This window comes from Streptomyces sp. NPDC037203, assembly GCF_055605065.1.
In genome coordinates this window covers 84,214-105,193 of the sequence record NZ_JBVJUC010000015.1, presented here as the reverse complement: position 1 = coordinate 105,193, position 20,980 = coordinate 84,214, and the positions used below count along the sequence as shown (strand labels likewise).

The window sequence follows — 20,980 nt, the reverse complement described above, 5'->3', positions numbered from 1 at the left end:
CGCTGGGCGGACACGGGCAAGGGGCGGCCTTGGGCGGGGCCGCCCCTTGCCCGCCGGTCAGGGACGCAGCGCGCGCAGCAGCAGGTCCGCGAGGTGGTCGGCCACCTGCTGGGGGCTCAGCGGGCCGTCCGGGCGGTACCAGGTGGACAGGTGGTGGACGGAGCCGAAGTGGTAGTCCACGACCAGGTCGGCCGGGGTCGCGGTGGAGAAGACGCCGGATCGCTGCCCCTCCTCGATGAGCGCGCGGAATCTTTCGTGGTAGCGGCGCCGTTCGGCCCGTACCTGCTTGTGCTTCTCCGGGCTGAGCTGGTGCATGGAGCGGAAGAAGATCGCGGCGTCGTCCAGGTTCTCGATGGTCGACACCACGACGTCCGCCGCCGCTCCCCGCAGCCGGGTCTCCACGGGCGCGTCCATGTCGGCGAAGTGGTCGAGCCGCTCCTGCTGGACGCGGAGCATGCGCGCGTACACCTCGTGCAGCAGATCGTCCTTGGAGCCGAAGTAGTGGTACAGCGCCCCCTTGGTGACGCCGGCCGCCTCCACGATCTCCTGGACGGAGGTCCGGTCGTAGCCCTGCTCGGCAAAGAGCCGGGTGGCGGCGGCCAGCAGCCGCTGCGGAACAGGTGCTCCGTCGCCGTCCGTCGTCCTGGGCACTGCCGCCACCTGCCTCTCCGTGTTGTCGCCAGTCGTGGCGATGTGGCTAGTTCCGACGTTCGCCGTCGCCTCGGGAGCGCAGCTCCCGACGGAGGATCTTCCCACTCGAGGTCTTGGGCAGCTCGGGCAGGATCTCCACCTGGCGCGGATATTTGTAGGCGGCCAGTCTCTCCTTGCAGTACACCGCGAGTTCATCCGGGTCCGCCCCGGCACCCGGACGCAGGCTGATGTACGCCTTGACGGTCTCCCCGCGATAACCGTCCGGGACGCCGACGACGGCCGCCTCGCGCACCGCCGGGTGGGTGTACAGGACGTCTTCGACCTCGCGCGGCCACACCTTGAAGCCGGACGCGTTGATCATGTCCTTCTTGCGGTCCACGACGTAGAGCCAGCCCCGCGGGTCCATGAAGCCGATGTCGCCGGTGCGCAGTTCGCCGCCGGGGAAGGTCTCGGCGGTGGCGTCGGGGCGGCGCCAGTAGCCGGGGATCACCTGGGGGCCGCGCACCACGATCTCGCCCTGCTCGCCGAACGGCACGTCCGCGCCGTGCTCGTCCACGATCCGCACGAGCGTGTCCGGTCCCGGCAGCCCGACCGCGAGCGTCCCGGAGACCGGGTCGACCGGCGCCTCCAGCGCGGAGGGCACGGAGGCGCAGGGGGCGGTGCACTCGGTGAGCCCGTACCCGTTGCGGATGTACACCCCGAACCGCTCCCGGAAGCCCTCCACCAGCGCGGGCGGCAGCGGGGCGCCGCCGGAGGAGAGGTGCACGAAGGAGGAGAAGTGCTCGGGTCCCGCTCCGGGGTGGGCGGCGAGCGCCATGAAGGCGGTGGCGGGCCCGACCGTGAACACCGGGCGGTGCTCCGCGAACGCCTCCAGGACGACGCCCGGCTCGAACCGGTAGGCGAGCACCAGGGTGCCGGCGCTGTTCAGGCAGGCGGCGAACTGGCAGACCATGCCGGTGATGTGGAACAGCGGCGCGAGCCCGAAGTAGACCGGCCCCTCGGGCAGCGGGAGCCCGGTGCGCTGCCGTTCCGCGGTGTACATGATGTTGCCGTGGGTGTTGGTGGCGCCCTTGGGGGTGCCGCTGGTCCCGGAGGTGTAGCTGATCAGCGCGATGTCGCCGGGCGCCGCCGCCCGCCCCTCGGGCGCCTGCCCGCCCTGCCGGGCCACGGCCACCAGGTCCTCCGCGTCGGGGGCCTGCGGGAGCCGCTCGAAGGCGAGCACCCGCGCGTCGTCGCGCGTCTGGAAGTCCCGCTCGCACGCGGTGAGCACGATCCGCACCGGCGTTCCGGCCGCCGTCTCGCGCAGGTACGACTCCCACGCCCGGTCGGAGCAGATCAGCGCGGCCACCTCGGCGTCCCGCAGCACATGGCCGACCTCGGCCGACTTGTACATCGGGTTCACCGGCACCACGATCGCGCCCGCCTTCCAGGCGCCGAGCACGGCCAGCACGAAGTGCGGGGAGTTCTGGAGGAGTACGGCCACCCGGTCGCCGCGCTCCAGTCCGCGCGCGGTGAGATGCGCGGCGATGGAGTCGCTGAGCCCGTCCACCTCGCGGTAGCTCAGCCGGGCGTCGAAGTAGGCGAGGAAGGTGCGCTCGGGTGCCGCGGCGACGGCGGCGCGCAGGGCGTGCACCAGCGAGTCGACGGGGTCGACGGGGGCGCGCTGGGCGTCGTCGAGCAGGGCGAGCCAGGGCCTGGACGCGTAGCCGGAGTCGCTCACGATGCCTCCTCGACCTTCCGCTGGATGTGGTTCATGCCGGCCAGCCAGCGCTCGGGGTCCGCCGCGCGCGCCCGGTAGCGGTCGCCGGTCTCCGGGTGCGGGAGGATCAGGAAGCGGTCCTCCTCGATGCCCTTGAACAGCGCGTCTGCCACGTCCTGCGGCTCGATCGCGGTCGGCACCAGCACCACCTCGCCCGCGGTGCCGGTGGCCGCGAGCATGTCGGTGCGCACGCCCTCCGGGCAGATGGCGTGCACCTTCAGGCCCCGGTGCCGGTACGTCAGGGACAGCCATTCGGCGAACGCGTAGGCGCCGTGCTTGGTGACGCTGTAGGAGGGGGCGTCGACCATGGTGAGCAGCCCGGCGGCGGAGACGGTGGCGACGAACCGGCCGCTGCCCCGCTCCAGCCAGTGCGGCAGCAGGGCGTGGGCCGCGCGGACGTGCGCCATCACGTTGACGTCCCAGGCCAGCGCCCAGGAGCGCTCGTCCAGCGGGCCGCCGATGTCCCCGTCGGAGAACCCGACCCCGGCGTTCGCGCAGTAGACGTCGATGGCCCCGCCGAGCGCTTCCCGTGCGTCCCCGACGATCCCGGAGGCGTCGCCGGGCACGGCGATCCCGCCGATCTCCTCGGCCACCGCCTCGGCCTTCGGGCCGTCCAGGTCGTTCACCACGACCCGTGCCCCGGCCCCGGCGAACCTCCGGGCCAGCGCGGCCCCGATCCCCCCACCGGCCCCGGTGACGACGACTCCCGCACCCTGCATGGCTTCCACCATCGGTCTCCTCCGACACGACGCGACTCGGCACAGCGACGCCAGACTAACCGGTCGGTATGTGTGAAGGAAGGGTCATCGCACCAACCTCTAGAGGCCCGCACCTTCCGGACCAACGGAGGTCCCATGCCCCTGTCCCGAAGAAACCTCCTGGCCACGGCCACCCTGGCCGCCGTACCCGCCGCGTCCCCCGAACCGGACGCGGCCTCCGCGCCGGCCCCCTCCCCCCGCCACCGCGATTCCTTCCGCACCGGCTTCGAGCGGCTCGCGGCCGACGGCTACCGGCTGCTCCACGGCCGGCGCACCGGCATCGTCACCAACCCCACCGGCATCACCCGCGACGCCCGGCACATCGTGGACGTCATGCACGAGGACGGCCGCGTCGAGCTGACGGCGGTCTTCGGCCCGGAGCACGGCTTCCGCGGCACCGCGCAGGCCGGCGGTTCCGAAGGCCGCTACGACGACCCGGAGACGGGCCTGCCGGTCTACGACACGTACCTCAAGAGCGGGCAGCAACTGGCCGACGTCTTCACCGCGTCCGGCGTCGACACGATCGTCTTCGACATCCAGGACGTCGGCGCGCGCTTCTACACGTACATCTGGACGCTGTACGACTGCATGGAGGCCGCCCGGCTCGCCGGCAAGCGCTTCGTGGTGCTCGACCGCCCGAACCCGGTCACCGGGCGGGAGGCCCGAGGGCCGGTGCTGCACAAGGAGTTCGCCACGTTCGTCGGGCGGCAGCCGATCGCGCAGGCGCACGGGATGACCGTCGCGGAACTCGCCCGGCTGTTCGACAAGGAGTTCCTCGGCGCGTCGGTCCCCCTGGAGACCGTCCTGATGACGGGCTGGCGGCGCACCGACTTCTACGACGCCTCGGGCCTGCCCTGGGTGCCGCCGAGCCCCAACATGCCCACCCCGGACACGGCGCTGGTGTACTCCGGCACGTGCCTGTTCGAGGGCACGAACCTCTCCGAGGGCCGTGGCACCACCCGCCCGTTCGAACTCCTCGGCGCCGAGGGCGTCGACGGCCGCTGGGCGGCGGCCGCGAACGGGCTGGGGCTGCCCGGCGTGCGGTTCCGCGAGGCGTACTTCGCGCCCACCTTCTCCAAGTTCGAGGGCACGACGGTGGGCGGGGTGCAGATCCATGTGACGGACCGGGCGGCCTACGACCCCGTGCGCACCGGGATCGCCCTGCTGGTGACCGCGCGCAAGGTGTGGGACGGCTTCGCCTGGCGGCCGGACGACTGGATCGACAAGCTCACCGGCTCGGACCGGGTGCGCACGATGATCGACGCGGGCGCGGACACCGACGAGGTGGTGGGCGCGTGGCGGCAGGAGCTGGCCGCGTTCCGGCGGATCCGGAAGGAATACCTGCTGTACACGTGAGGAGCGGGGACCGGTTTCAACTCCACTGCGTCGCGGGACAATTACGTTAGGTAACGGGTCGTTCTCCGCGGGGCGAGGGAGCCTGACATGGCGGATTCCGGGATGAGCGTGTCTCCCTACTGGGAGCTGACCTTCGACACGAGCGGGGACGTCGACCCGCCCGAACGCGATCGCCTGTTGGCGCAGGTCACCGAGCACGGCGTGCGCGACCTGGTCGTCTTCGCACACGGCTGGAACGACGACCGCTCGGCCGCGACCCGCCTGTACCGCCGCTTCTTCGCCCCCTTCCCGTCGCTCGCCCCCAAGGCGCGCCTCGGGTACGCGGGGGTGATCTGGCCCTCGATGCGGTTCAGTGACGAGCCGATCCCCGACTTCCCGAAGTCGGTGGTGGCGGCGGAGGCGGAGGCGGCGCCGGGACCGGCGCTGGACAAGGACACCCGGCGCGCGCTGCTCGGGGCCTTCCCGGACCGGGCGAGCACCATCGACCAGCTCGCGCGGCTGCTCGACCAGCGCCCGGAAGGCCGGGCGGGGCTGACGGAGTTCGGGCGGCTGGTGCGGCTGCTGCTGGAGGGGGCGGATCCGGCGGCGGACACCGACGAGGACGGCGAGCCGGCCGTGTTCACCGAGGAACCCGCCACCGCGTGCGCCGAGTTCGCCGACGCGCTGGCCGCGGTCGCGGCGCCGGGCGGCGGCGAGGGGTTCAGCCTGCCGAACCCCTGGGAGGGTGCGAAGGAGCTGCTGCGGCAGGCGGCGTACTACCGGATGAAGGGACGGGCCGGAACCATCGGCGAGCACGGACTCGGGCCGCTGCTGGGGCAGTTGGCGGTCAGGGCGCCGGGGGTGCGGGTGCATCTGGTGGGGCACAGCTTCGGCGGGCGCCTGGTGTCGTTCGCGCTGCGGGGACTGCCCGGCGCGGCGCGTCCGGTGAAGTCCGTGACGCTCCTCGAAGGGGCCTTCTCGCACTACGCGTTCGCCGGGCGGCTGCCCGACGACCCGCACAAGTCGGGAGCGCTGAAGGATCAGCAGCGGCGGATCGACGGCCCGCTGGTGTGCTGCCACTCCCACTTCGACGCGGCACTCGGCACCTTCTACCCGCTGGCCTCCCGGCTCTCCGGGGACGACCGGTCCTGCCTGGGCACCGAGATCGCGGCGGTGCTCGGCCCCCGGTGGGGTGCCCTGGGCCATGACGGGGTGCAGGCGGTGCCGGGCACCGTTCAGCTGGATCTGGCCGGTGCCCTGGCGGGCCGGCTGCCCGCGTCCGGGTGCGTGAACGTGGACGCGGCGGCGGTGGTCCGCCGGGGCGGCCCGCCGGCCGGGGCGCACGGCGACATCCTGCACGCCGAGCTGGCGCGGGTGGTGCTGGCGGCGGGCCGGATCGGCTGACCCGCCGCCAGTCACCGCTCGCCCGGCGCGTACGTCACCGGTGCGAGGTGTACTCCACGACCTGCTGGAAGGTCGGCCGGTTCTGCCAGCTGATGTTGCCGTGCTTGATGCCGCCCAGCGTGCGCTGGACGATCGAGTCGGCACACCACTGGTCGCCGGCGGAGCAGAGGCTGTCGCCCGGATAGACCTGGGCGGCGGTCATCCCGGCGGCCTGCTTCAGGGTGCTGATCAGGGCGTCCCGGCAGGAGCCGAGGTTCCCGCCGCCGCAGTACTTCTCGGCGAGGGGGCCCTGCACGTTCTGCCCGAGCACCGAGCGGATGTCCTTGTCGACATAGCTCCACCAGCCGTACTGGAAGGAGCTTCCGGCGTGCGAGCCGGTCGGGCCGTGTCCGGCGGACGGCGCCTCGTCCACGGTCAGGTTGCCGGTCAGCGCGTTGTACAGATCGTCGCCGAGACCCGGCTGGAACTCCGCCTTGACCAGCAGCGGCCACCAGGCGTCCAGGATGCGGATCGCGTCGGCGTTCGCGTAGGTCTTGGAGCCGGCGGAGGTCTCGGTGCGCTGGGCGCCCGCGCTCACCCACGCCTGGAGCTTGTTCACCGCGTCGGCCGCCGCGGGGTCGGTCACCGGCGAGGAGCCGATCACCTGGAGCAGCTCGGGCAGCACGTCCTCGGCACGCAGGTCGGTGACGCCCGCGGACGCCATCGCCTGCACCAGCTTGGCGCGGGTCACCCCGCCGGCCGCGACCAGCTTCTTCACCCGGTCGTCCAGCAGGTTGCCGCGGTGCACGGAGCCGTCGCCCCAGGAGGCGGTGGTGTAGTCCTTGGCCTGCTTGTTGTTCCAGGAGATGTAGTAGTCCTGGTCGATGGAGTTGGGGTGGGCGGAGGGCGGGGTGTAGTCGGCCGTGTTGGTGTCCGGGTTCCAGTTCTTCCACTCGTACGCGGGCTGCGCCCACACCGGGAACTCCGCGTCGACGCCGTCCGCGCGGACCGGGTTGTCACCGCTGTTGTAGTAGGCGGTGTGCTGGGAGTCGGCGTAGAACCAGTTGAAGGTGTAGTTGATGTGCTGCGCCGCGCTCTGGAAGTCCTGGGGCCCCTTGATGTAGCCGGGGTCGTTCAGCATCTGGAAGCCGACGATCGAGTCGACCTCGTGCAGATAGGAGGAGCGCAGACTGGTGTAGGCGACCTTCTTGCCGCCGACGGTCGCCCGGTACTCCACCGGACCGTACTTGGTGCGCCACACCCGCATGGTGTACGAGCCGGCGGCGGTGCCGTCGGCCAGCGTGGGCGACCAGGAGTTCTTCTGCTCCACCTTGTCCATGGCGGTGCAGGTGCCGTGGTACAGGTAGTGGTAGTCGTCCTGGCACAGCTCGACGGCGTAGGTGTCGATGATGTCCTGGCCCGAGGTGGTCGCGCTCCACGAGTAGTCCTGGCCGCGGCCGAGTTCGACGTACATGCTCAGGCCCGCGAAGGATGCGCCGCGGGCGCTGATGCCGGGGCCCTGGATCTCCTGGAGCATGAGCAGCTGCGGCGCGAAGTAGCCGGTCTGCGGTCCGAAGACGGCGATCGGATGGCCGCTCGCGGTGTATTTGCCGCTCACGACCAGCGCGTTGGACATTCCGCGGTGGGCGGAGCTGAGGTCCGTCTTCGCGGCCGTGGTGGAGGCGTTCTCGGCGGCGGCGGTGGCCGCGCTGCCGGTGCGGTCGTAGACCAGCGGTTCCGGGGTCGCCGAGCCGGCGTCGGGCAGCGCCTGCCCCTTGGCGGTGGCGGGCTTGGCGCCGTACGGGAAGCTCCGGCCGTCGTGGACGGTGAGGACGGCCTCGGGGTCGTTGCGTTCGCGGAAGGACTCCCAGACCCTGGTGCCCTGTTCGACGCCGTACTTGTCCTGCGCGGCCATCAGGGACAGGGCGTTGTTCACCTCTCCCCCGCCGCCGGAGCCGAACAGGGAGCCGATGACGGAGGCCAGCGCCACCAGGTCGGTGATCTTGAAGTGGTCGATGGTGCCCGCGTTGGTGACCGCGTCCTTGTGGCCGGTCAGGTCGTACTCACCGGGGAAGTAGCGGCCGCTGTCGGAGGCGTCGATGTAGGAGTTGATGCCGTCCAGGTAGGCGTCGGCGTCGGCGAGGGCCTGCTGGCCGCGGGCGCCGTTGTCCGCCACGGCGCGGTCGATCTGCGCCTGGAGGTCGGCCTCGGTGTAGGGCGCGTTGCGGTAGAACTCCTGCTCCAGCCCCTGGTTGGCGGCGGCGCCGCCGGCGAAGGAGGTCAGCTGGCCGCGGCCCACGTGCCGGAAGACGTCCATCAGCCAGAGCCGGTCCTCGGCCGCGGCGTACCCGGCGCCGAACTCGGTGCCGTAGCGGGTGGTGCCGGTGATGTGCGGCACCCCGGTCTTCTTGTCGCGCACGATCGTCACATCGCCGCGCCCGGCCGGCTTCTCGGTCGAGGCGACCTGGTCGGCGGGGACGCCGAAGGAGGCGTCGTTGAAGAAGTTGTCGATCGTCGTGTCGCTCAGGCCCTTGTAGCCGGTGGCCAGCCCGGCGTACGGGCCGAGCTGGTCCTCGGCGTGCGCGGGCTGGGTGCCGAAGCCCTGGTTGAGGAGGATCTGCGCGAGGGTGGCGTTGCCGTTCTCGCCGGGCGGCAGGATGTCCGAACACCGGCCGCCGCAGTAGTCGTTCGCGGCGGCCTTGGGAGCGGTGGGGGTGGCCGCGCTCGCGGCGCCCTGGGTAATGGGGGAGACAAGTCCGGCTATCAGAACGCATACCGATGCGGACTTCAGGAACCCGGAGAGTCGGCGGAACGTTCTCACTCTGTCAGAGGCGGTCCGTGGGGTGCGCCGTGGCATGGCAGCTCCTAGCGACTGGGGTGCGCGAACGTTACCGCCGGTATCCCCGGAGTTGAAGATGAACATGCGTCAACTTTTGGAGTTTGCGGGAAGGCCGGGCAGAACAAGCGCGAGAAGAGATGGAGCCGAAGCACCGGTCGAAACGTCTATCAGGCGACGTCCGTACGACGCCGCCGAAGTGGCCGCGGATCAGGTGCAGGTGTGACGGAGGTGCAGGGCGATGGCCGGTTTCCGGAGTCTGGCGAGACAGGTACGTGATCCGGGCTGCGATCTGGCGCTGCGGCGCTACTCGCTGCGCAAGTGCCTTGAGAAGTTCGCCCCTTACGGGCATCGGGCGACATGGGACCACCTGTGCGCGCGGGCCGGGTTCGATCCCGAGGACCGCTCCCCCGATCCGGCGCGGCTCGTGGCCGCGCTGGAGGAGCTGGAGGAGGCCCGCTCGGTCTGGCTGGCCTACGAGAGCGAGTTCACCGAGCGCCGCCGCCGGGAGAAGCACGACGGGCTGCGCCGGCCGGGCAGCGTGGACGACTGGCACCGGCTTACCTGGGGCGGCTTCGGGGTCGCCTGGTGCGACGACCCGCGGGTGCATCCGTCCGATCCGCTGGCCCAGGTGCTGCGCAGGCTGATCGACGCGCTGGAGCGGGAGCCGGGGGCGAGCTGCCCGGTCTGCGGCGCCGACCGGCTCGTCTGGCGGTACGGCCTCGACCACGAGCCGTCCTCCGGACCGGTGTGCGGCGACTGCGGGATACTCGTCCCGCGCCCGGTGCTCTCCCCGCGAGCACTGGCGGGCGCCCAGCGGGAACGGCTGCTGATGACAGCCTGAGACCGGACCACCGAGCCCGCGCGAGGGTCACCGCGGGTCGCCGACGGAGGAATGCCCCGAAGGCCACCGAGGGTTGCCGCCGGGGAGAAGTCTCAGGACCGCGCCGGGTTACTACCGGGACGGTTCCAGGGCCGTGCTGGGTCACTGCCGGGAGTGGTTCCAGGGGTCTCGCTGGGGCGCCACCGGGGGAGGCGCCGGGAGCCGCCGAGGTTCGCCAGCAGGGAAGCTTTCTGTGCGCCCGCTGAGGGTCACCGCCGGGAGGATTCCGGTGCCCGCCGAGGGTCACCGCCGGGAAAGTTCCGGTGCCCACCGGGGGTCATCGCCGGGTTAAGTTCCGGGGGCCGCGTAGGGGATGCCGCGCCCCCATGCTCCGCCGAGTCCGCTCCGCAGGATTTCGCGCCCCGACTCCGATGCACCGGTTCACGCCGCCGGCGTCCGCGCCGCCGGCTTTCGCGCCCCGGCTCCGCTCCAGCGGAGTACGAGTGACCGGAAAGGGGCCGCGCGCCGCCGCCCGGAGTCAGCACCCCTGCGTCATCAGGCGCGACCCCGTCTGCCGCTCCCCGAACGCATCGTCCGGGTTGGACAGCACACAGGTCTCCAGCGACAGGCACCCGCACCCGATGCAGTCGGTGAGGTGATCGCGCAGCCGGTTGAGCTGCGTGATCCGCTCGTCCAGCTCCGAGCGCCACGCCTGCGACAGCCGCGCCCAGTCCGCCCGCGTCGGCGTCCGCTCCTGCGGCAGTTCGGCCAGCGCGGAGCGGATCGTCGCGAGCGGGATGCCGACCCGTTGCGCCGCGCGGATGAAGGCCACCCGGCGCAGCGTGTCCCGGCTGAAGCGGCGCTGGTTGCCACTGGTGCGGCGGCTGGAGATCAGGCCCTTGGCCTCGTAGAAGTGCAGCGCGGACACGGCGGCACCGCTGCGCGCGGACACCTGTCCGACGGTGAGCTCATGGATCTTCTCGGGAATCTGCGGCACTCCTGAGAGCCTAGTCAATCCGTTGACATCGATCGCGCACCCGACCATGCTAAGCAGTTGCTTAGGAACGCGATCGAGAGGCCGGGAACATGGCAGCACCGAGGATCTTCACCTCCCCCGCCGAGCTGAAGGCGGCCGTGGGCGAGCAGCTGGGCCCCACCGAGTGGCTGGAGGTCGACCAGAAGCGGATCGATCTGTTCGCCGAGGCCACCGGGGACCACCAGTGGATCCACGTGGACCCCGAGAAGGCCGCCGCGGGGCCGTTCGGCACGACCATCGCGCACGGCTACCTCACGCTCTCCCTGCTGCCGCTGTTCGGCCCGCAGCTGATGCGGGTGGAGGGCGTGAAGATGGGCGTCAACTACGGCACGAACAAGGTCCGTTTCCCCGCGCCCGTCCCCGTCGGCTCCCGGCTGCGCGCCACCGCGGCGATCACTGGCGTGACGGACGTCACCGGCGGCATCCAGGTCGCCGTCGCCTTCACCGTGGAGCGCGAGGGCGGCGACAAGCCGGTGTGCGTGGCGGAGTCGGTCTCCCGCTACTACCTGTAGGCACCGGTCGCGGCCGGGGCTACCCCGCCCCGACCGCCCCGACCATCCGCAGCACCAGCTCGGCGTACAGCTCGCCGACCGCCTCCGGCGTACGCGGCCCCTCGATGTTGAACCAGCGGGCCACGTCGATGCACAGCGACAGCACGGCGAGCGTGGCGCCCTGGACGTCCGGCACGTCGAACTCGCCCGCGGCGACGCCGTCCTCGATGATCCCGCGCACCTCGGCGTCGACTTGCCGGCGCAGCCCGAGGATCTCGGCGCGGGCCTCGGGGCCGAGGGCGTCGAGCTCGTACTGCACGACCCGCGCGGTGGTGCGCCGCCCGGCGTGCCAGCGGACGAAGGAGCTGACCGCGTCGGCGAGCCGCTCCCTCGCGGAGCCCTCGCGGCGGGCCGCCGTGCGCAGGATGTCCAGGGCCTTGTCGTGCCCGATGCGGCTGATCCGGTGGAGCAGTTCTTCCTTGGTCTTGTAGTGGATGTAGAGCGCGGCCGGGCTCATCCCGGCGCGGCCCGCGATGTCCCGTGTCGTCGTCGCGTGGTAGCCGCGCTCGGCGAAGGCCTCCACGGCGGCGACCAGCAGTCGCCGGGCCGCGTCAGGGGTCACCTCTTCCCACGGCTCCGCCTCGCCGCCGGTCGTCTCCGCCGCCGTACTCATCCCTCTTACGCCCCTCTCGGTGACAGGGGCACCACCATACCGCCGACGATGAGCGAGCGCTTAGCGCAGCAGGCCGCAGCTGGTGCGGAGGGTCAGAGCTTGTCGGCGCAGGGGTCGTGCTCGGCGAGGAGCTTGTCCAGCCGGGCCTGGTCGACCCGGCTGACGATCTGCCCGGCCTCCTGGCGGTCCCGGATCACCTTGGCGAGGGTGAAGGCGGAGGTGACGAGGTACAGGACGGCGATCGCGAGGAACGCGCGCACCCATGCGTCGGTGTCCAGCCGGAAGATGCCGATGGAGGTGGCCGCCATCGCGATGGCGAAGGACGCGACGGCCTGGCCGTAGAAGGCGGCCGTGCTCTGCTGCTTGACCGATGTGTCACTCATGGGCAAGAGCATCGGGGCGCGCGGGCCGCGCCGCATCCGCTCGGCTACTCAGACCGTACTCAGACCGCCGCGCGACCCCGTGCCCGGCGCCCTCAGAACGCCGAAACCCCGGTCAGGGAACGGCCGATGAGGAGCTTCTGGATCTGGCTGGTGCCCTCGTACAGGGTCATCACCCGTGCGTCGCGCAGGAGTTTGCCGACCGGGTACTCGTCGATGTAGCCGTAGCCGCCGAAGACCTGGAGCGCACTGTTGGCGGCGCGGACGGCGGCCTCGGACGCGAACAGCTTGGCCTTGGAGGACTCGACCGCGAACGGCTGACCCCGGTCGATCAGATCGGCGACCCGCCAGGTCAGCAGCCGGGCCGCGTCCACGTCGACGGCGATGTCGCTGATCAGCTCCTGCACCAGCTGGTGGCGGGCGATCGGCTTGCCGAACTGCTCGCGCTCCCCGGCGTACCCGACGGCCGCGTCCAGGGCGGCCTGCGCTATCCCGACGCAGCCGGCCGCCACGGACATCCGGCCCTTGGCGAGCGCGGACATGGCGACCGAGAAGCCCTTGCCCTCCTGGCCCAGCAGCGCGGAGGCGGGCAGCCGCACGTCCTGAAGGACGAGTTCGGCGGTGGCCTGGCCGCGCAGGCCGAGCTTGCCGTGGATCGGACGCCGGCTCAGGCCGGGCGTGTCGGTCGGCACCAGGAAGGCGCTCACGCCCTTGTGGCCGGGGGCGTCGGTGGAGCGGGCGAACAGCAGGACGACGTCCGCCCAGGTGCCGTTGGTGATGAACATCTTGGTGCCGTTGACGACGTACTGGTCGCCGTCGCGCACCGCGCGGGTGGCGAGGTTGCCCGCGTCGGAGCCGGTGCCCGGCTCGGTGAGACCGAAGCAGCCGACGTACTCGCCCGCGGTCAGCCCCGGCAGCCAGCGCCGTTTCTGCTCCTCGTCGCCCCAGGCCGCGACGGACTTGGCCACGAGGCCGAGGGAGACGGACACGATGCCGCGCACCGAGGAGTCCCCGCGGCCCAGCTCCTCGGTGACCAGGCAGTACGACAGGTGGTCGCCGCCGGAGCCGCCGTACTCCTCCGGGATCGTCAGCCCGAGGAAGCCGACTTCCCCGAGCTTCTTCACGATGCCCCGGTCGACCTCCTCGGCCCGGTCCCAGGCGATCACGTGCGGGGCGATCTCGCGGGCCACGAAGTCCCGCGCGAGTCGCCGTACGGCCTCCTGCTCCTCGCTGAGCCCCAGGTTCACCACGAGATCACCTCTCCCACTTAAATTAGCACTGCTAGTTTACAGGCGCAGCCCTACTATGTGCGCCATGGCCCGACCACGCAAGCCCCTGCTCAGCACCGACCGGATCGTCGGGGCGGCCCGCGAACTCGTGGACCGGGAGGGGCTGGCGGCCGTCTCCACCCGACGGCTCGCCGCGGAGCTGGGAGTGAGCGGGCCCTCGCTGTACAACCACTTCCGCACGAAGGACGAGATCCTGGAGGCGGTCGCGGACTCGGTGAGCGCGCTGGTCGACCTGTCGATGTTCGAGGACGGCCGGCCGTGGCGGACCGCGCTGCACGACTGGGCCGTCTCCTACCGGGCCGCGCTGCGCGCGCACCCCAACATCGTCCCCGTGCTCGCGCGCGGCCCCGGACGCCGGCCGGCCGCGCTGCGGGTGGCGGACGCGGCGTACGGCGCGATGGTCGACGCGGGGTGGCCGCCGGCGCAGGCCACCTCCGTCGGGGCGCTGATGCGCTACTTCATCATGGGCTCGGCGCTCGGCTCCTTCGCCGGCGGCTTCGTGGACGACGCGAGCGCCTACGACCCGGCCGACTACCCGCACCTCGGGCAGGCCCATCTCCTCGCCGAGCAGCAGGAGAAGATCGACGAGCGGGCCTTCGAAACGGGACTGACCGCGCTCCTGGACGGCCTCGCGCAGCAGTACCAGCGGCTACGGCGGGAGGGCGAGGCCGGGTGACGGCGGTTCCCGGCCAGGGCGCAGGTCCTTTCAGAACACCACCAGCGCCCGTCCCCCCTTCCCCTTCCGCATGTTCTCGAAGGCTTGCGGGATGTCCTCCAGGGCGATCCGTTCCGTGACCAGGGCGGACAGGTCCAGGCGGCCGGTGCGCACGTGGTCCGCGAGCAGGGGGACGTCGCGGGAGGGGTCGCTGTTGCCGTAGACGCAGCCGGAGAGGGTGCGGCCCCAGTGGAAGAGTTCGAGGGCGTTGAAGGTGACCTGCTGGTCCTTGCCGCCGATGCCGACGACCGTCGTGCGGCCGCCCCGCCGGGTGGACTCCCAGGCCGCGCGGATGCTGACCGCGCGGCCCGCGCACTCGACGGCGACGTCCACGCCCTGCTTGCCGGTGAGGGCGCGGACCTCGCGGGGCGTGGTCGCACCGGCGAGCAGGAAGTCCGTGGCTCCGGCGGCCCGCGCCAGGGATTCCTTCGCAGGCGAGACATCGACGGCGACGATCCGCGACGCACCCGCGATCCGGGCCGACTGGATCGCGGCGAGACCGACCCCGCCCGCGCCGAACACGGCGACGCTCTCACCGGGCCGCACCCCCGCCGCGTGGTGGATCGCGCCGTACCCGGTGAGCACGGCGCAGCCGAGGAGCGCCGCGTCGGCCAGCGGGACACCGCCCGGCAGCGGCAGCACGCAGGACGCGGGCACGACGGTCTCCTCGGCGAACGCGGCGACGTTCAGACCGGGGTGCAGCGGGGTGCCGTCGGCGGTGTGGGCGTAGACGGAGGCCGCGCCGTTCAGCGCGTTGGCGCACAGCCAGACCTCGCCGAGCGAACAGGCGTGGCACGTCCCGCAGGCGGGCGCCCAGTTGAGGACGACGGGCGTGCCGGGCGGGACATGGGTGACGCCCGGCCCGACGGCGACGACCGTCCCCGCGCCCTCATGGCCGAGCACCGCGGGCACCGGCACGCTCATCGTGCCGTCGGACAGGGAGAGGTCGGAGTGGCACACCCCGGCCGCCGCGAGCCGGACCCGGACCTGTCCGGGACCGGGTTCGGGCAGCTCGATGCCGGTTATCTCCAGGGGCGCGCCCACGGCGGGCAGGACAGCGGCTCGTACGGCCATGACGGCGAACTCCCCTTAGAACTGGAAGGACTTGGTCTGAAGGTACTCGTCGAGGCCGTGCCTGCCGAGTTCCCGGCCGACTCCGGACTGCTTGTAACCGCCGAACGGCGCGAGCGGGTTGAAGCGGCCGCCGTTGATGTCGACCTGCCCGGTGTCCATGCGCCGGGCGAAGGCCACCGCCTCGTCCTCGTCACCGGCCCAGACGGCGCCGGCCAGGCCGTACACCGTGCCGTTGGCGATACGCAGGGCGTCGTCCTCGTCGTCGTAGGCGAGGACCGAGAGTACCGGGCCGAAGATCTCTTCCTGGGCGATGGTCATCTCGGGCGTGACGTCGGCGAAGACGGTCGGGCTGACGAAGTAGCCCTTCTCGCGCGGCGCTTCGGGCCCGCCCGCGACCAGGCGGGCGCCCTCCGCGAGGCCCTTCTCGATGTAACCGCGCACCCGTGCCTGCTGCTTGGCGCTGACCAGCGGCCCGATGCGGTCGGCGTACGTGGCGGCGGCGGCCGCGGCCAGCTCGACGGCCTCCTCGTACCGGTCGCGGTGGACCAGCATCCTCGTCCAGGCACTGCACGTCTGACCGGAGTTGGCCATCACGTTGGCGACGCCGACGTGGACCGCCTTGGCGAGGTCGGCGCTCGGCAGGATGACGTTGGCGGACTTGCCGCCCAGTTCCAGGGCGACCCGCTTCACGGCGCCGCCGGCCAGCGCGCCGATGCGGCGGCCGACGGCGGTGGAGCCGGTGAAGGAGACGAGGTCCACCTCCGGATGCCCGGCCAGGGCCTGGCCCGCGACCGGCCCGAGGCCGGTGACGAGGTTGAACGCCCCGGCCGGGAGGCCCGCCTCGTGCACCGCCTCGGCGAACAGCTGGGCGGTGAGCGGGGTGTCCTCGGCGGGCTTGAGGACGACCGTGCAGCCGGCGGCGAGCGCCGGGGCGACCTTGGCGACGATCTGGTGCAGCGGATAGTTCCAGGGGGTGATCGCACCGACCACGCCGACCGGCTCGTGCAGGACGGTGGAGTTGCCGACCTGCTCCTCGAAGGGGCGGCTCGCGGCGAGGTCGGCGTAGCTGCCGGCGACCGCGATGGGCAGGCCCGCGTGCACGGACCGCGCGAACGCGGGCGGCGAGCCGAGTTCGGCGGTGACCGTCTCGGCGATCTCGTCCGCGCGGGCCGCCAGCGCGTCCCGGAGCGCGGCCAGGCGGGCCGCGCGCTCGGCGGGCGGGGTGGCGGCCCAGCCGGGGAGGGCGGCGCGGGCCGCGCGGACGGCGGCGTCCACGTCCTCGGCCCCGGCGGCCGGGACCCGGCCGATGACCTGCTCGTCGGCCGGGTTCAGGACCTCGATCACCTCGTCCGGGCGCGCGGCGGGGCGCCAGTCGCCGTCGATGTACAGACCGTCGTGTGCCTTCATGGTGCTTCCTCCCGGCGGGAACGCTCATCCGCCCCTTAAACTAGCGGCGTTAGTTTTCCGGCGCCAGACGTTCCCGCCGCGCGGACTCACCTGGTCGCGGTGAGATGGGCGAAGACCACCACGTTGCTGCTGTACCCGGTGCGCCTGCTGTACAGCCCCCCGCAGGTCAGCAGGCGCAGCTCGGGGAGGCGGGAGCGGCCGTAGACCTCCTTGTCGGGGAAGCCGGACTTGTCGAAGACCTTCACCCGGTCGACGGTGTAGACGGCGGTACGGCCGTCCGCGCGCCGCGCCTCGATCGTCCTGCCGGGCTTGACCAGCGGGAGCGCGGAGAACACGGCGGGTCCGGAGGGGGTGTCGCGGTGGCCCACGGCGATCGCGGTGCCCGCCTCGCCGGGGGTGGCGCCGCCCTCGTACCAGCCGGCCGCCTTGGGGTGGTCGAACGGCGGTGTCTCCAGTTGCCGGTTTCCGTCGAGACCCACGCCGATGATCCGGGCGTCGACGCCGAGGGAGGGGATGCGCAGGGAGGTGGGCCGGGACCGGGGCAGCGGGCGGGCGTAGCGGACGGCCGGGCCCGAGTCCGCCCCGGCGGCGACGGCCTGTGCGCGGTCCGGCGGGCCGTCGTCCCCGCACCGCCTGACGAGGGTGACCAGGACGGCCGCGAGGACGGCCGTCCTGGCGAGGCGATAGGCGCGGGTCCGGTACCAGGGCCTGCGTCGGCGCCTACGCGGCGCCATGGGGACGACGGCGGTTGCGCCGGAGGTACACGACCCCGCCGACCGCGATCAGGCCCACCGCCGCGGCGGCGCCCACCGGGGAGTACGCGGCCGCGGTGTCCACGAGCCCGCCGCCGCCGGCGTGCACCCCGCCCTGCGGGCCGCCGTGGTCGCCGTTCTGGCCCCAGTTCGTGTCGTTGTGCTCCTGCTGCTGCTGGTGGTCGTCGATCTGGCCGGGCGCGCCCTGGGCGCCGTTCTCCCGGCAGTTGACGCGGAAGACCTTCTCCTTGAGGGCGCCGGCCGCGGTCCAGGTGATCCGGTACTGGCCGTCCGCGAGCCCCAGCGGGTCGGTGTGCCCGGCGCCTCCTGCGAGCTGGATGGTGCCGGTGACGGTGGCGGAGGTGGGCAGCGGGGGCTGCGGGGTGATGGTGTAGGCGATGACGGGCAGGATGTCGAAGTTGACGGCATCGAGGTAGAACCGGCAGACCGTGGGGTCGTCCTTCGAGACGCCGTAGGGCGTGCCGACCCGGTGGATTCTGATGTCGCCGTTCTCCCCTTGGGCCATGGCGGTCGGTGCCGCCACCCACGACGCGCCCGCCGCGGCGAGTGCGGTGAGGACGACGGTGGCGCCGGCGCGGGCACCGGCGGGGCGTGGGAATGTCCGGGTGGGCATGCGCGTTTCCTCCGAGTCAGACGATTTTCATACAAATCGATCTCGTGTGGACTCTGCCCAATGCGCACGACGGCGGACGGCATCGACGCCCGGCGCGCCGTCAGATATCCCCCTGGCGGCGCAATCCGACAATATGACTAACTAGCGCGATGTTCCCCGCCTCTCCCCCGCGCCCTCGGGGCGGGGGAGCCCTGGGGCGGACGAGGACCTCGCCGGTCAGTCCAGCAGCCGTCCCAGGTAGGCCCGCAGCAGTTCGCGCGTCTCGTGGATGATCGCCTCGTCGCCCTCCGGATCGAGCCGGAAGGCCAGTTGGACCAGGGTGTCCGCGCTCTCCACGGCGACCAGGAAGGCCCGCCGCAGTTCGTCGTCGGGGGCCCGGCCGATATAGCCGGCGAGCAGCGCGGAAAGCCGGTCGGCGACCCGGCTGTTGGGCTCCGCCTGGCGGGCGCCGACCGGGATCTGGTTGCCGAAGTCGACCAGGGAGAAGCCGGGCGCGGTGCGCTTCATCGCCAGGTACTCGTCCAGGACGGCGTCCATCGCGGCCCGCCAGTCCCCCGCCGCCGCCCGCTCCAGGCGCCCGGTGACCCGCTCGGTGTACCGCTCCAGATTGCGCTGCGCGAGGGCGTCGGCCATCTGCCGTTTGTTGCCGAAGAAGCGGTAGACCGAGCCGATGGGCACGCCGGCGCGCACCGCGACGGCACGGGTGCTCAGTGCGTCGTAGCCCACCTCGTCGAGGAGTTCGGCGCAGGCGTCGAGGATCCTGGTCAGCCGTTCGGCGCTGCGCCGCTGGACGGGGGCGCGGCGGAGCTGGGTCGCGTGGGGCACGGGCTTCATGATGCCTTTCCGCCGGGGTCCGGTGAACCTGGTCCCAGGGTACGGAGCGGCACGGGCGAAGCCTCAGCCGTCCGGCAGGCGGTCGGAATCCGCGGGCGGGGCAGTCGGCGGCCGGGTGTCCGACACCGTTATGTCGGCGGTGCTCTGGACCGGCTTGCCGTGCACGGCCCACACCGTGCCGTCGTCGGCGTACAGGCGGGCGGTGACATGGTGGGTGCCGTGCGGGACGAGCCGGCCGGGCAGCCGGTAGCGGGGGGTGTGCAGCCGGGCGACCCGGCGGCCGTCCACGAAGAGGCAGGCGAGCCCGCGCCCGGTCACCGCGGTCGGGCGCGCACCGGGCGCGGAGACCCGGAAGTGATGGAAGGTCAGCCGCACGTCCCAGCCGTCGGCCGGGTCCGGGGTGACCTCGACGCCGACCTCGGGGGCCTCCTTGCCGCCGGTCCCGCGCAGATGCCGGCCGCTGCCGTCGGTGTGGTCCAGGACCTTGCCGACGGGCGAGGGCGAGTCCGCGCCGACCCCGCCCCCGCCTCCGCCGGCACCCCCGCCCGTGCCCGTGCCTCCGTGCGCCGTGCCGCAGCCCGCGACGCCGAGGGGCAGCAGGAGGCACACCGCGAGCGCGGCCAGGCGTCCGCGCATTCCCTTCGTCCACGACATGCCGGGGAGCGTAGGACACGGGACGGGTCGGGGGAATCCGCCCGGAGTCGGGTTCCGGACCTCCCCCGCAGGGAGGAGGTCCCGCCCTCTTGCGCCGGGCCCCGCCTATTCCTACGGTGTTCCATAGGAATAGGCGAACGCAGTCAACGAGCGCAAAGGAGCGTGGGGGCGACCATGAGCGGGGACGCGCGCAAGACGGCCGAGGGGCTCTCCTATCTGACCGGGTTCGGCAATGAGCACGCCTCGGAGGCCGTACCGGGCGCCCTGCCCGAGGGCCGCAACGCGCCGCAGCGCGCACCGCTCGGGCTGTACGCGGAGCAGCTCAGCGGCGCGGCGTTCACCGAGCCGCGGGCGCACAACCGGCGCTCGTGGCTGTACCGGATCCGCCCGTCGGCGGCGCACCCCCGGTTCACCCGCACCGCGAACGGCTCGATCCGTACGGCGCCCTTCACCGAGACCGTGCCCGACCCCAACCGGCTGCGCTGGAACCCGCTGCCCGAGCCGGCCGCGGGCACCGACTTCCTCGCGGGCCTGTGGACCCTCGGCGGCAACGGCGACGCGACCCAACGCGCGGGCATGGCCGTGCACTTGTACCACGCCGACACCTCGATGGAGCGCGTCTTCTCCGACGCCGACGGCGAGCTGCTGATCGTCCCGGAGCGCGGCGGGCTGCTGCTGCACACCGAGTTCGGGCGGCTGCACGTGGAGCCGGCGCAGGTGGCGCTGATCCCGCGCGGGGTCCGCTTCCGGGTGGAGCTGCTGGACGGGACGGCCCGCGGCTACGTGTGCGAGAACTACGGGGCGCCGTTCCGCCTCCCGGACCTCGGCCCGATCGGCGCCAACGGACTCGCCAACGCACGGGACTTCCGCGCGCCGGTCGCCGCGTACGAGGACACCGAGGGCCCGGTGGAGGTGGTGAACAAGTTCTGCGGCAACCTCTGGACGGCCACGTACGACCACTCGCCGCTCGACGTGGTCGCCTGGCACGGCAACCATGTGCCGTACGTCTACGACCTGCGCCGCTTCAATGTGATCGGCTCGATCTCCTACGACCACCCCGACCCGTCCATCTTCACCGTCCTGACCTCCCCCTCGGACACGCCGGGTCTGGCCGGCGTCGACTTCGTCGTCTTCGCGCCGCGCTGGCTGGTGGGCGAGGACACCTTCCGGCCGCCGTACTTCCACCGGAACGTGATGAGCGAGTACATGGGCCTGATCGAGGGGGCCTACGACGCCAAGGCGGAGGGCTTCGTGCCGGGCGGCGGCTCGCTGCACAACATGATGTCGGCGCACGGACCGGACCGGGAGACGTTCGACAGGGCGAGCACGGCCGAGCTGACGCCGCAGAAGATCGAGGACGGCCTCGCCTTCATGTTCGAGACCCGCTGGCCGGTGACGCTCACCCCGCACGCGGCCCGCGCCGACCACCTCCAGCAGGCGTACGACGGCGTGTGGCAGGGCCTGACGCGCAACTTCCACATCTGACGCCTGTGTTG

General features: G+C 72.4%; 20 protein-coding genes. 6 read left to right on the top strand and 14 right to left on the bottom strand.

What is annotated here, in order from left to right; translation table 11 throughout:
• Positions 1–57 precede the first annotated feature (57 nt).
• From ACZ7EC_RS30440 to ACZ7EC_RS30430, 3 genes are read right to left on the bottom strand one after another with little or no spacing between them, the layout of a single operon-like run.
• On the bottom strand, positions 58–651 hold the full coding sequence (locus tag ACZ7EC_RS30440; protein ID WP_471067676.1) for a TetR/AcrR family transcriptional regulator: 594 nt from the start codon (positions 649–651) through the stop codon (positions 58–60).
• Positions 652–697: 46 nt separating this feature from the next.
• Positions 698–2,371 carry a class I adenylate-forming enzyme family protein gene (locus ACZ7EC_RS30435; RefSeq protein WP_471067673.1) on the bottom strand — a complete coding sequence of 558 codons (1,674 nt, stop codon included), beginning with the start codon at positions 2,369–2,371 and terminating at the stop codon, positions 698–700.
• Positions 2,368–3,141, bottom strand: a complete 774-nt coding sequence (locus ACZ7EC_RS30430) for an SDR family oxidoreductase (RefSeq protein ID WP_471067670.1) — start codon at positions 3,139–3,141, stop codon at positions 2,368–2,370. Before ACZ7EC_RS30430 ends, ACZ7EC_RS30435 begins: the two co-directional genes overlap by 4 nt.
• 123 nt (positions 3,142–3,264) lie before the next feature.
• Here ACZ7EC_RS30430 and ACZ7EC_RS30425 point away from each other — a divergent pair, with 123 nt between their 5' ends.
• Both ACZ7EC_RS30425 and ACZ7EC_RS30420 read left to right on the top strand, forming a co-directional pair.
• A complete protein-coding gene (locus ACZ7EC_RS30425) occupies positions 3,265–4,524 on the top strand; it encodes an exo-beta-N-acetylmuramidase NamZ family protein (RefSeq protein WP_471067667.1) in 1,260 nt (419 codons plus the stop codon).
• Between the two features lie 87 nt (positions 4,525–4,611).
• Positions 4,612–5,907: a serine-threonine protein kinase gene (locus tag ACZ7EC_RS30420; protein ID WP_471067664.1), complete on the top strand. Its 1,296-nt coding sequence runs from the start codon at positions 4,612–4,614 to the stop codon at positions 5,905–5,907.
• 34 nt (positions 5,908–5,941) lie between these two features.
• Here ACZ7EC_RS30420 and ACZ7EC_RS30415 read toward each other — a convergent pair whose 3' ends face one another.
• Positions 5,942–8,743 carry a penicillin acylase family protein gene (locus ACZ7EC_RS30415; RefSeq protein ID WP_471067661.1) on the bottom strand — a complete coding sequence of 934 codons (2,802 nt, stop codon included), beginning with the start codon at positions 8,741–8,743 and terminating at the stop codon, positions 5,942–5,944.
• Between the two features lie 220 nt (positions 8,744–8,963).
• On the opposite strand from ACZ7EC_RS30415, the gene ACZ7EC_RS30410 reads away from it, so the two are divergent.
• The gene (locus ACZ7EC_RS30410) at positions 8,964–9,566 is read left to right on the top strand and encodes a hypothetical protein (RefSeq protein WP_471067658.1); all 603 of its coding nucleotides are present in this window, start codon (positions 8,964–8,966) and stop codon (positions 9,564–9,566) included.
• Positions 9,567–10,083: 517 nt separating this feature from the next.
• Here ACZ7EC_RS30410 and soxR read toward each other — a convergent pair.
• Entirely contained in the window at positions 10,084–10,542 is a 459-nt protein-coding gene (soxR, locus tag ACZ7EC_RS30405; protein WP_471067655.1) for a redox-sensitive transcriptional activator SoxR, read from the bottom strand.
• Between the two features lie 89 nt (positions 10,543–10,631).
• Here soxR and ACZ7EC_RS30400 point away from each other — a divergent pair, with 89 nt between their 5' ends.
• Positions 10,632–11,093 (top strand): MaoC family dehydratase, encoded by a 462-nt coding sequence (locus ACZ7EC_RS30400; protein WP_471067652.1) that lies wholly within the window; start codon positions 10,632–10,634, stop codon positions 11,091–11,093.
• Positions 11,094–11,112: 19 nt separating this feature from the next.
• Here the strand turns inward: ACZ7EC_RS30400 and ACZ7EC_RS30395 are convergent, their stop codons facing one another.
• From ACZ7EC_RS30395 to ACZ7EC_RS30385, 3 genes are all read right to left on the bottom strand, one after another.
• Positions 11,113–11,745 carry a TetR/AcrR family transcriptional regulator gene (locus tag ACZ7EC_RS30395; protein WP_471067649.1) on the bottom strand — a complete coding sequence of 211 codons (633 nt, stop codon included), beginning with the start codon at positions 11,743–11,745 and terminating at the stop codon, positions 11,113–11,115.
• 92 nt (positions 11,746–11,837) lie between these two features.
• Entirely contained in the window at positions 11,838–12,128 is a 291-nt protein-coding gene (locus ACZ7EC_RS30390; protein WP_471067647.1) for a YiaA/YiaB family inner membrane protein, read from the bottom strand.
• Positions 12,129–12,220: 92 nt separating this feature from the next.
• Positions 12,221–13,372: an acyl-CoA dehydrogenase family protein gene (locus ACZ7EC_RS30385; RefSeq protein ID WP_471067741.1), complete on the bottom strand. Its 1,152-nt coding sequence runs from the start codon at positions 13,370–13,372 to the stop codon at positions 12,221–12,223.
• 67 nt (positions 13,373–13,439) lie between these two features.
• Here ACZ7EC_RS30385 and ACZ7EC_RS30380 point away from each other — a divergent pair, with 67 nt between their 5' ends.
• Positions 13,440–14,090, top strand: a complete 651-nt coding sequence (locus ACZ7EC_RS30380) for a TetR/AcrR family transcriptional regulator (protein ID WP_471067644.1) — start codon at positions 13,440–13,442, stop codon at positions 14,088–14,090.
• A 30-nt stretch (positions 14,091–14,120) separates the two neighbouring features.
• Here ACZ7EC_RS30380 and ACZ7EC_RS30375 read toward each other — a convergent pair whose 3' ends face one another.
• The 6 genes from ACZ7EC_RS30375 to ACZ7EC_RS30350 form a co-directional block, all read right to left on the bottom strand.
• Positions 14,121–15,203: a Zn-dependent alcohol dehydrogenase gene (locus ACZ7EC_RS30375; RefSeq protein ID WP_471067642.1), complete on the bottom strand. Its 1,083-nt coding sequence runs from the start codon at positions 15,201–15,203 to the stop codon at positions 14,121–14,123.
• A gap of 15 nt (positions 15,204–15,218) precedes the next feature.
• Positions 15,219–16,610 carry an aldehyde dehydrogenase family protein gene (locus ACZ7EC_RS30370; RefSeq protein ID WP_471067639.1) on the bottom strand — a complete coding sequence of 464 codons (1,392 nt, stop codon included), beginning with the start codon at positions 16,608–16,610 and terminating at the stop codon, positions 15,219–15,221.
• Between the two features lie 86 nt (positions 16,611–16,696).
• Complete coding sequence (locus ACZ7EC_RS30365; protein WP_471067636.1) at positions 16,697–17,344, bottom strand: class F sortase; 648 nt, start codon at positions 17,342–17,344, stop codon at positions 16,697–16,699.
• On the bottom strand, positions 17,331–17,996 hold the full coding sequence (locus ACZ7EC_RS30360; RefSeq protein WP_471067634.1) for a hypothetical protein: 666 nt from the start codon (positions 17,994–17,996) through the stop codon (positions 17,331–17,333). The genes ACZ7EC_RS30365 and ACZ7EC_RS30360 overlap by 14 nt, the downstream gene beginning before the upstream one ends.
• 216 nt (positions 17,997–18,212) lie before the next feature.
• Entirely contained in the window at positions 18,213–18,830 is a 618-nt protein-coding gene (locus ACZ7EC_RS30355; protein WP_471067631.1) for a TetR/AcrR family transcriptional regulator, read from the bottom strand.
• A gap of 63 nt (positions 18,831–18,893) precedes the next feature.
• On the bottom strand, positions 18,894–19,484 hold the full coding sequence (locus tag ACZ7EC_RS30350; RefSeq protein WP_471067629.1) for a hypothetical protein: 591 nt from the start codon (positions 19,482–19,484) through the stop codon (positions 18,894–18,896).
• Between the two features lie 174 nt (positions 19,485–19,658).
• Between ACZ7EC_RS30350 and hmgA the strand changes: the two genes are divergently transcribed.
• On the top strand, positions 19,659–20,969 hold the full coding sequence (gene hmgA / locus ACZ7EC_RS30345; RefSeq protein WP_471067627.1) for a homogentisate 1,2-dioxygenase: 1,311 nt from the start codon (positions 19,659–19,661) through the stop codon (positions 20,967–20,969).
• Positions 20,970–20,980: the final 11 nt, after the last annotated feature.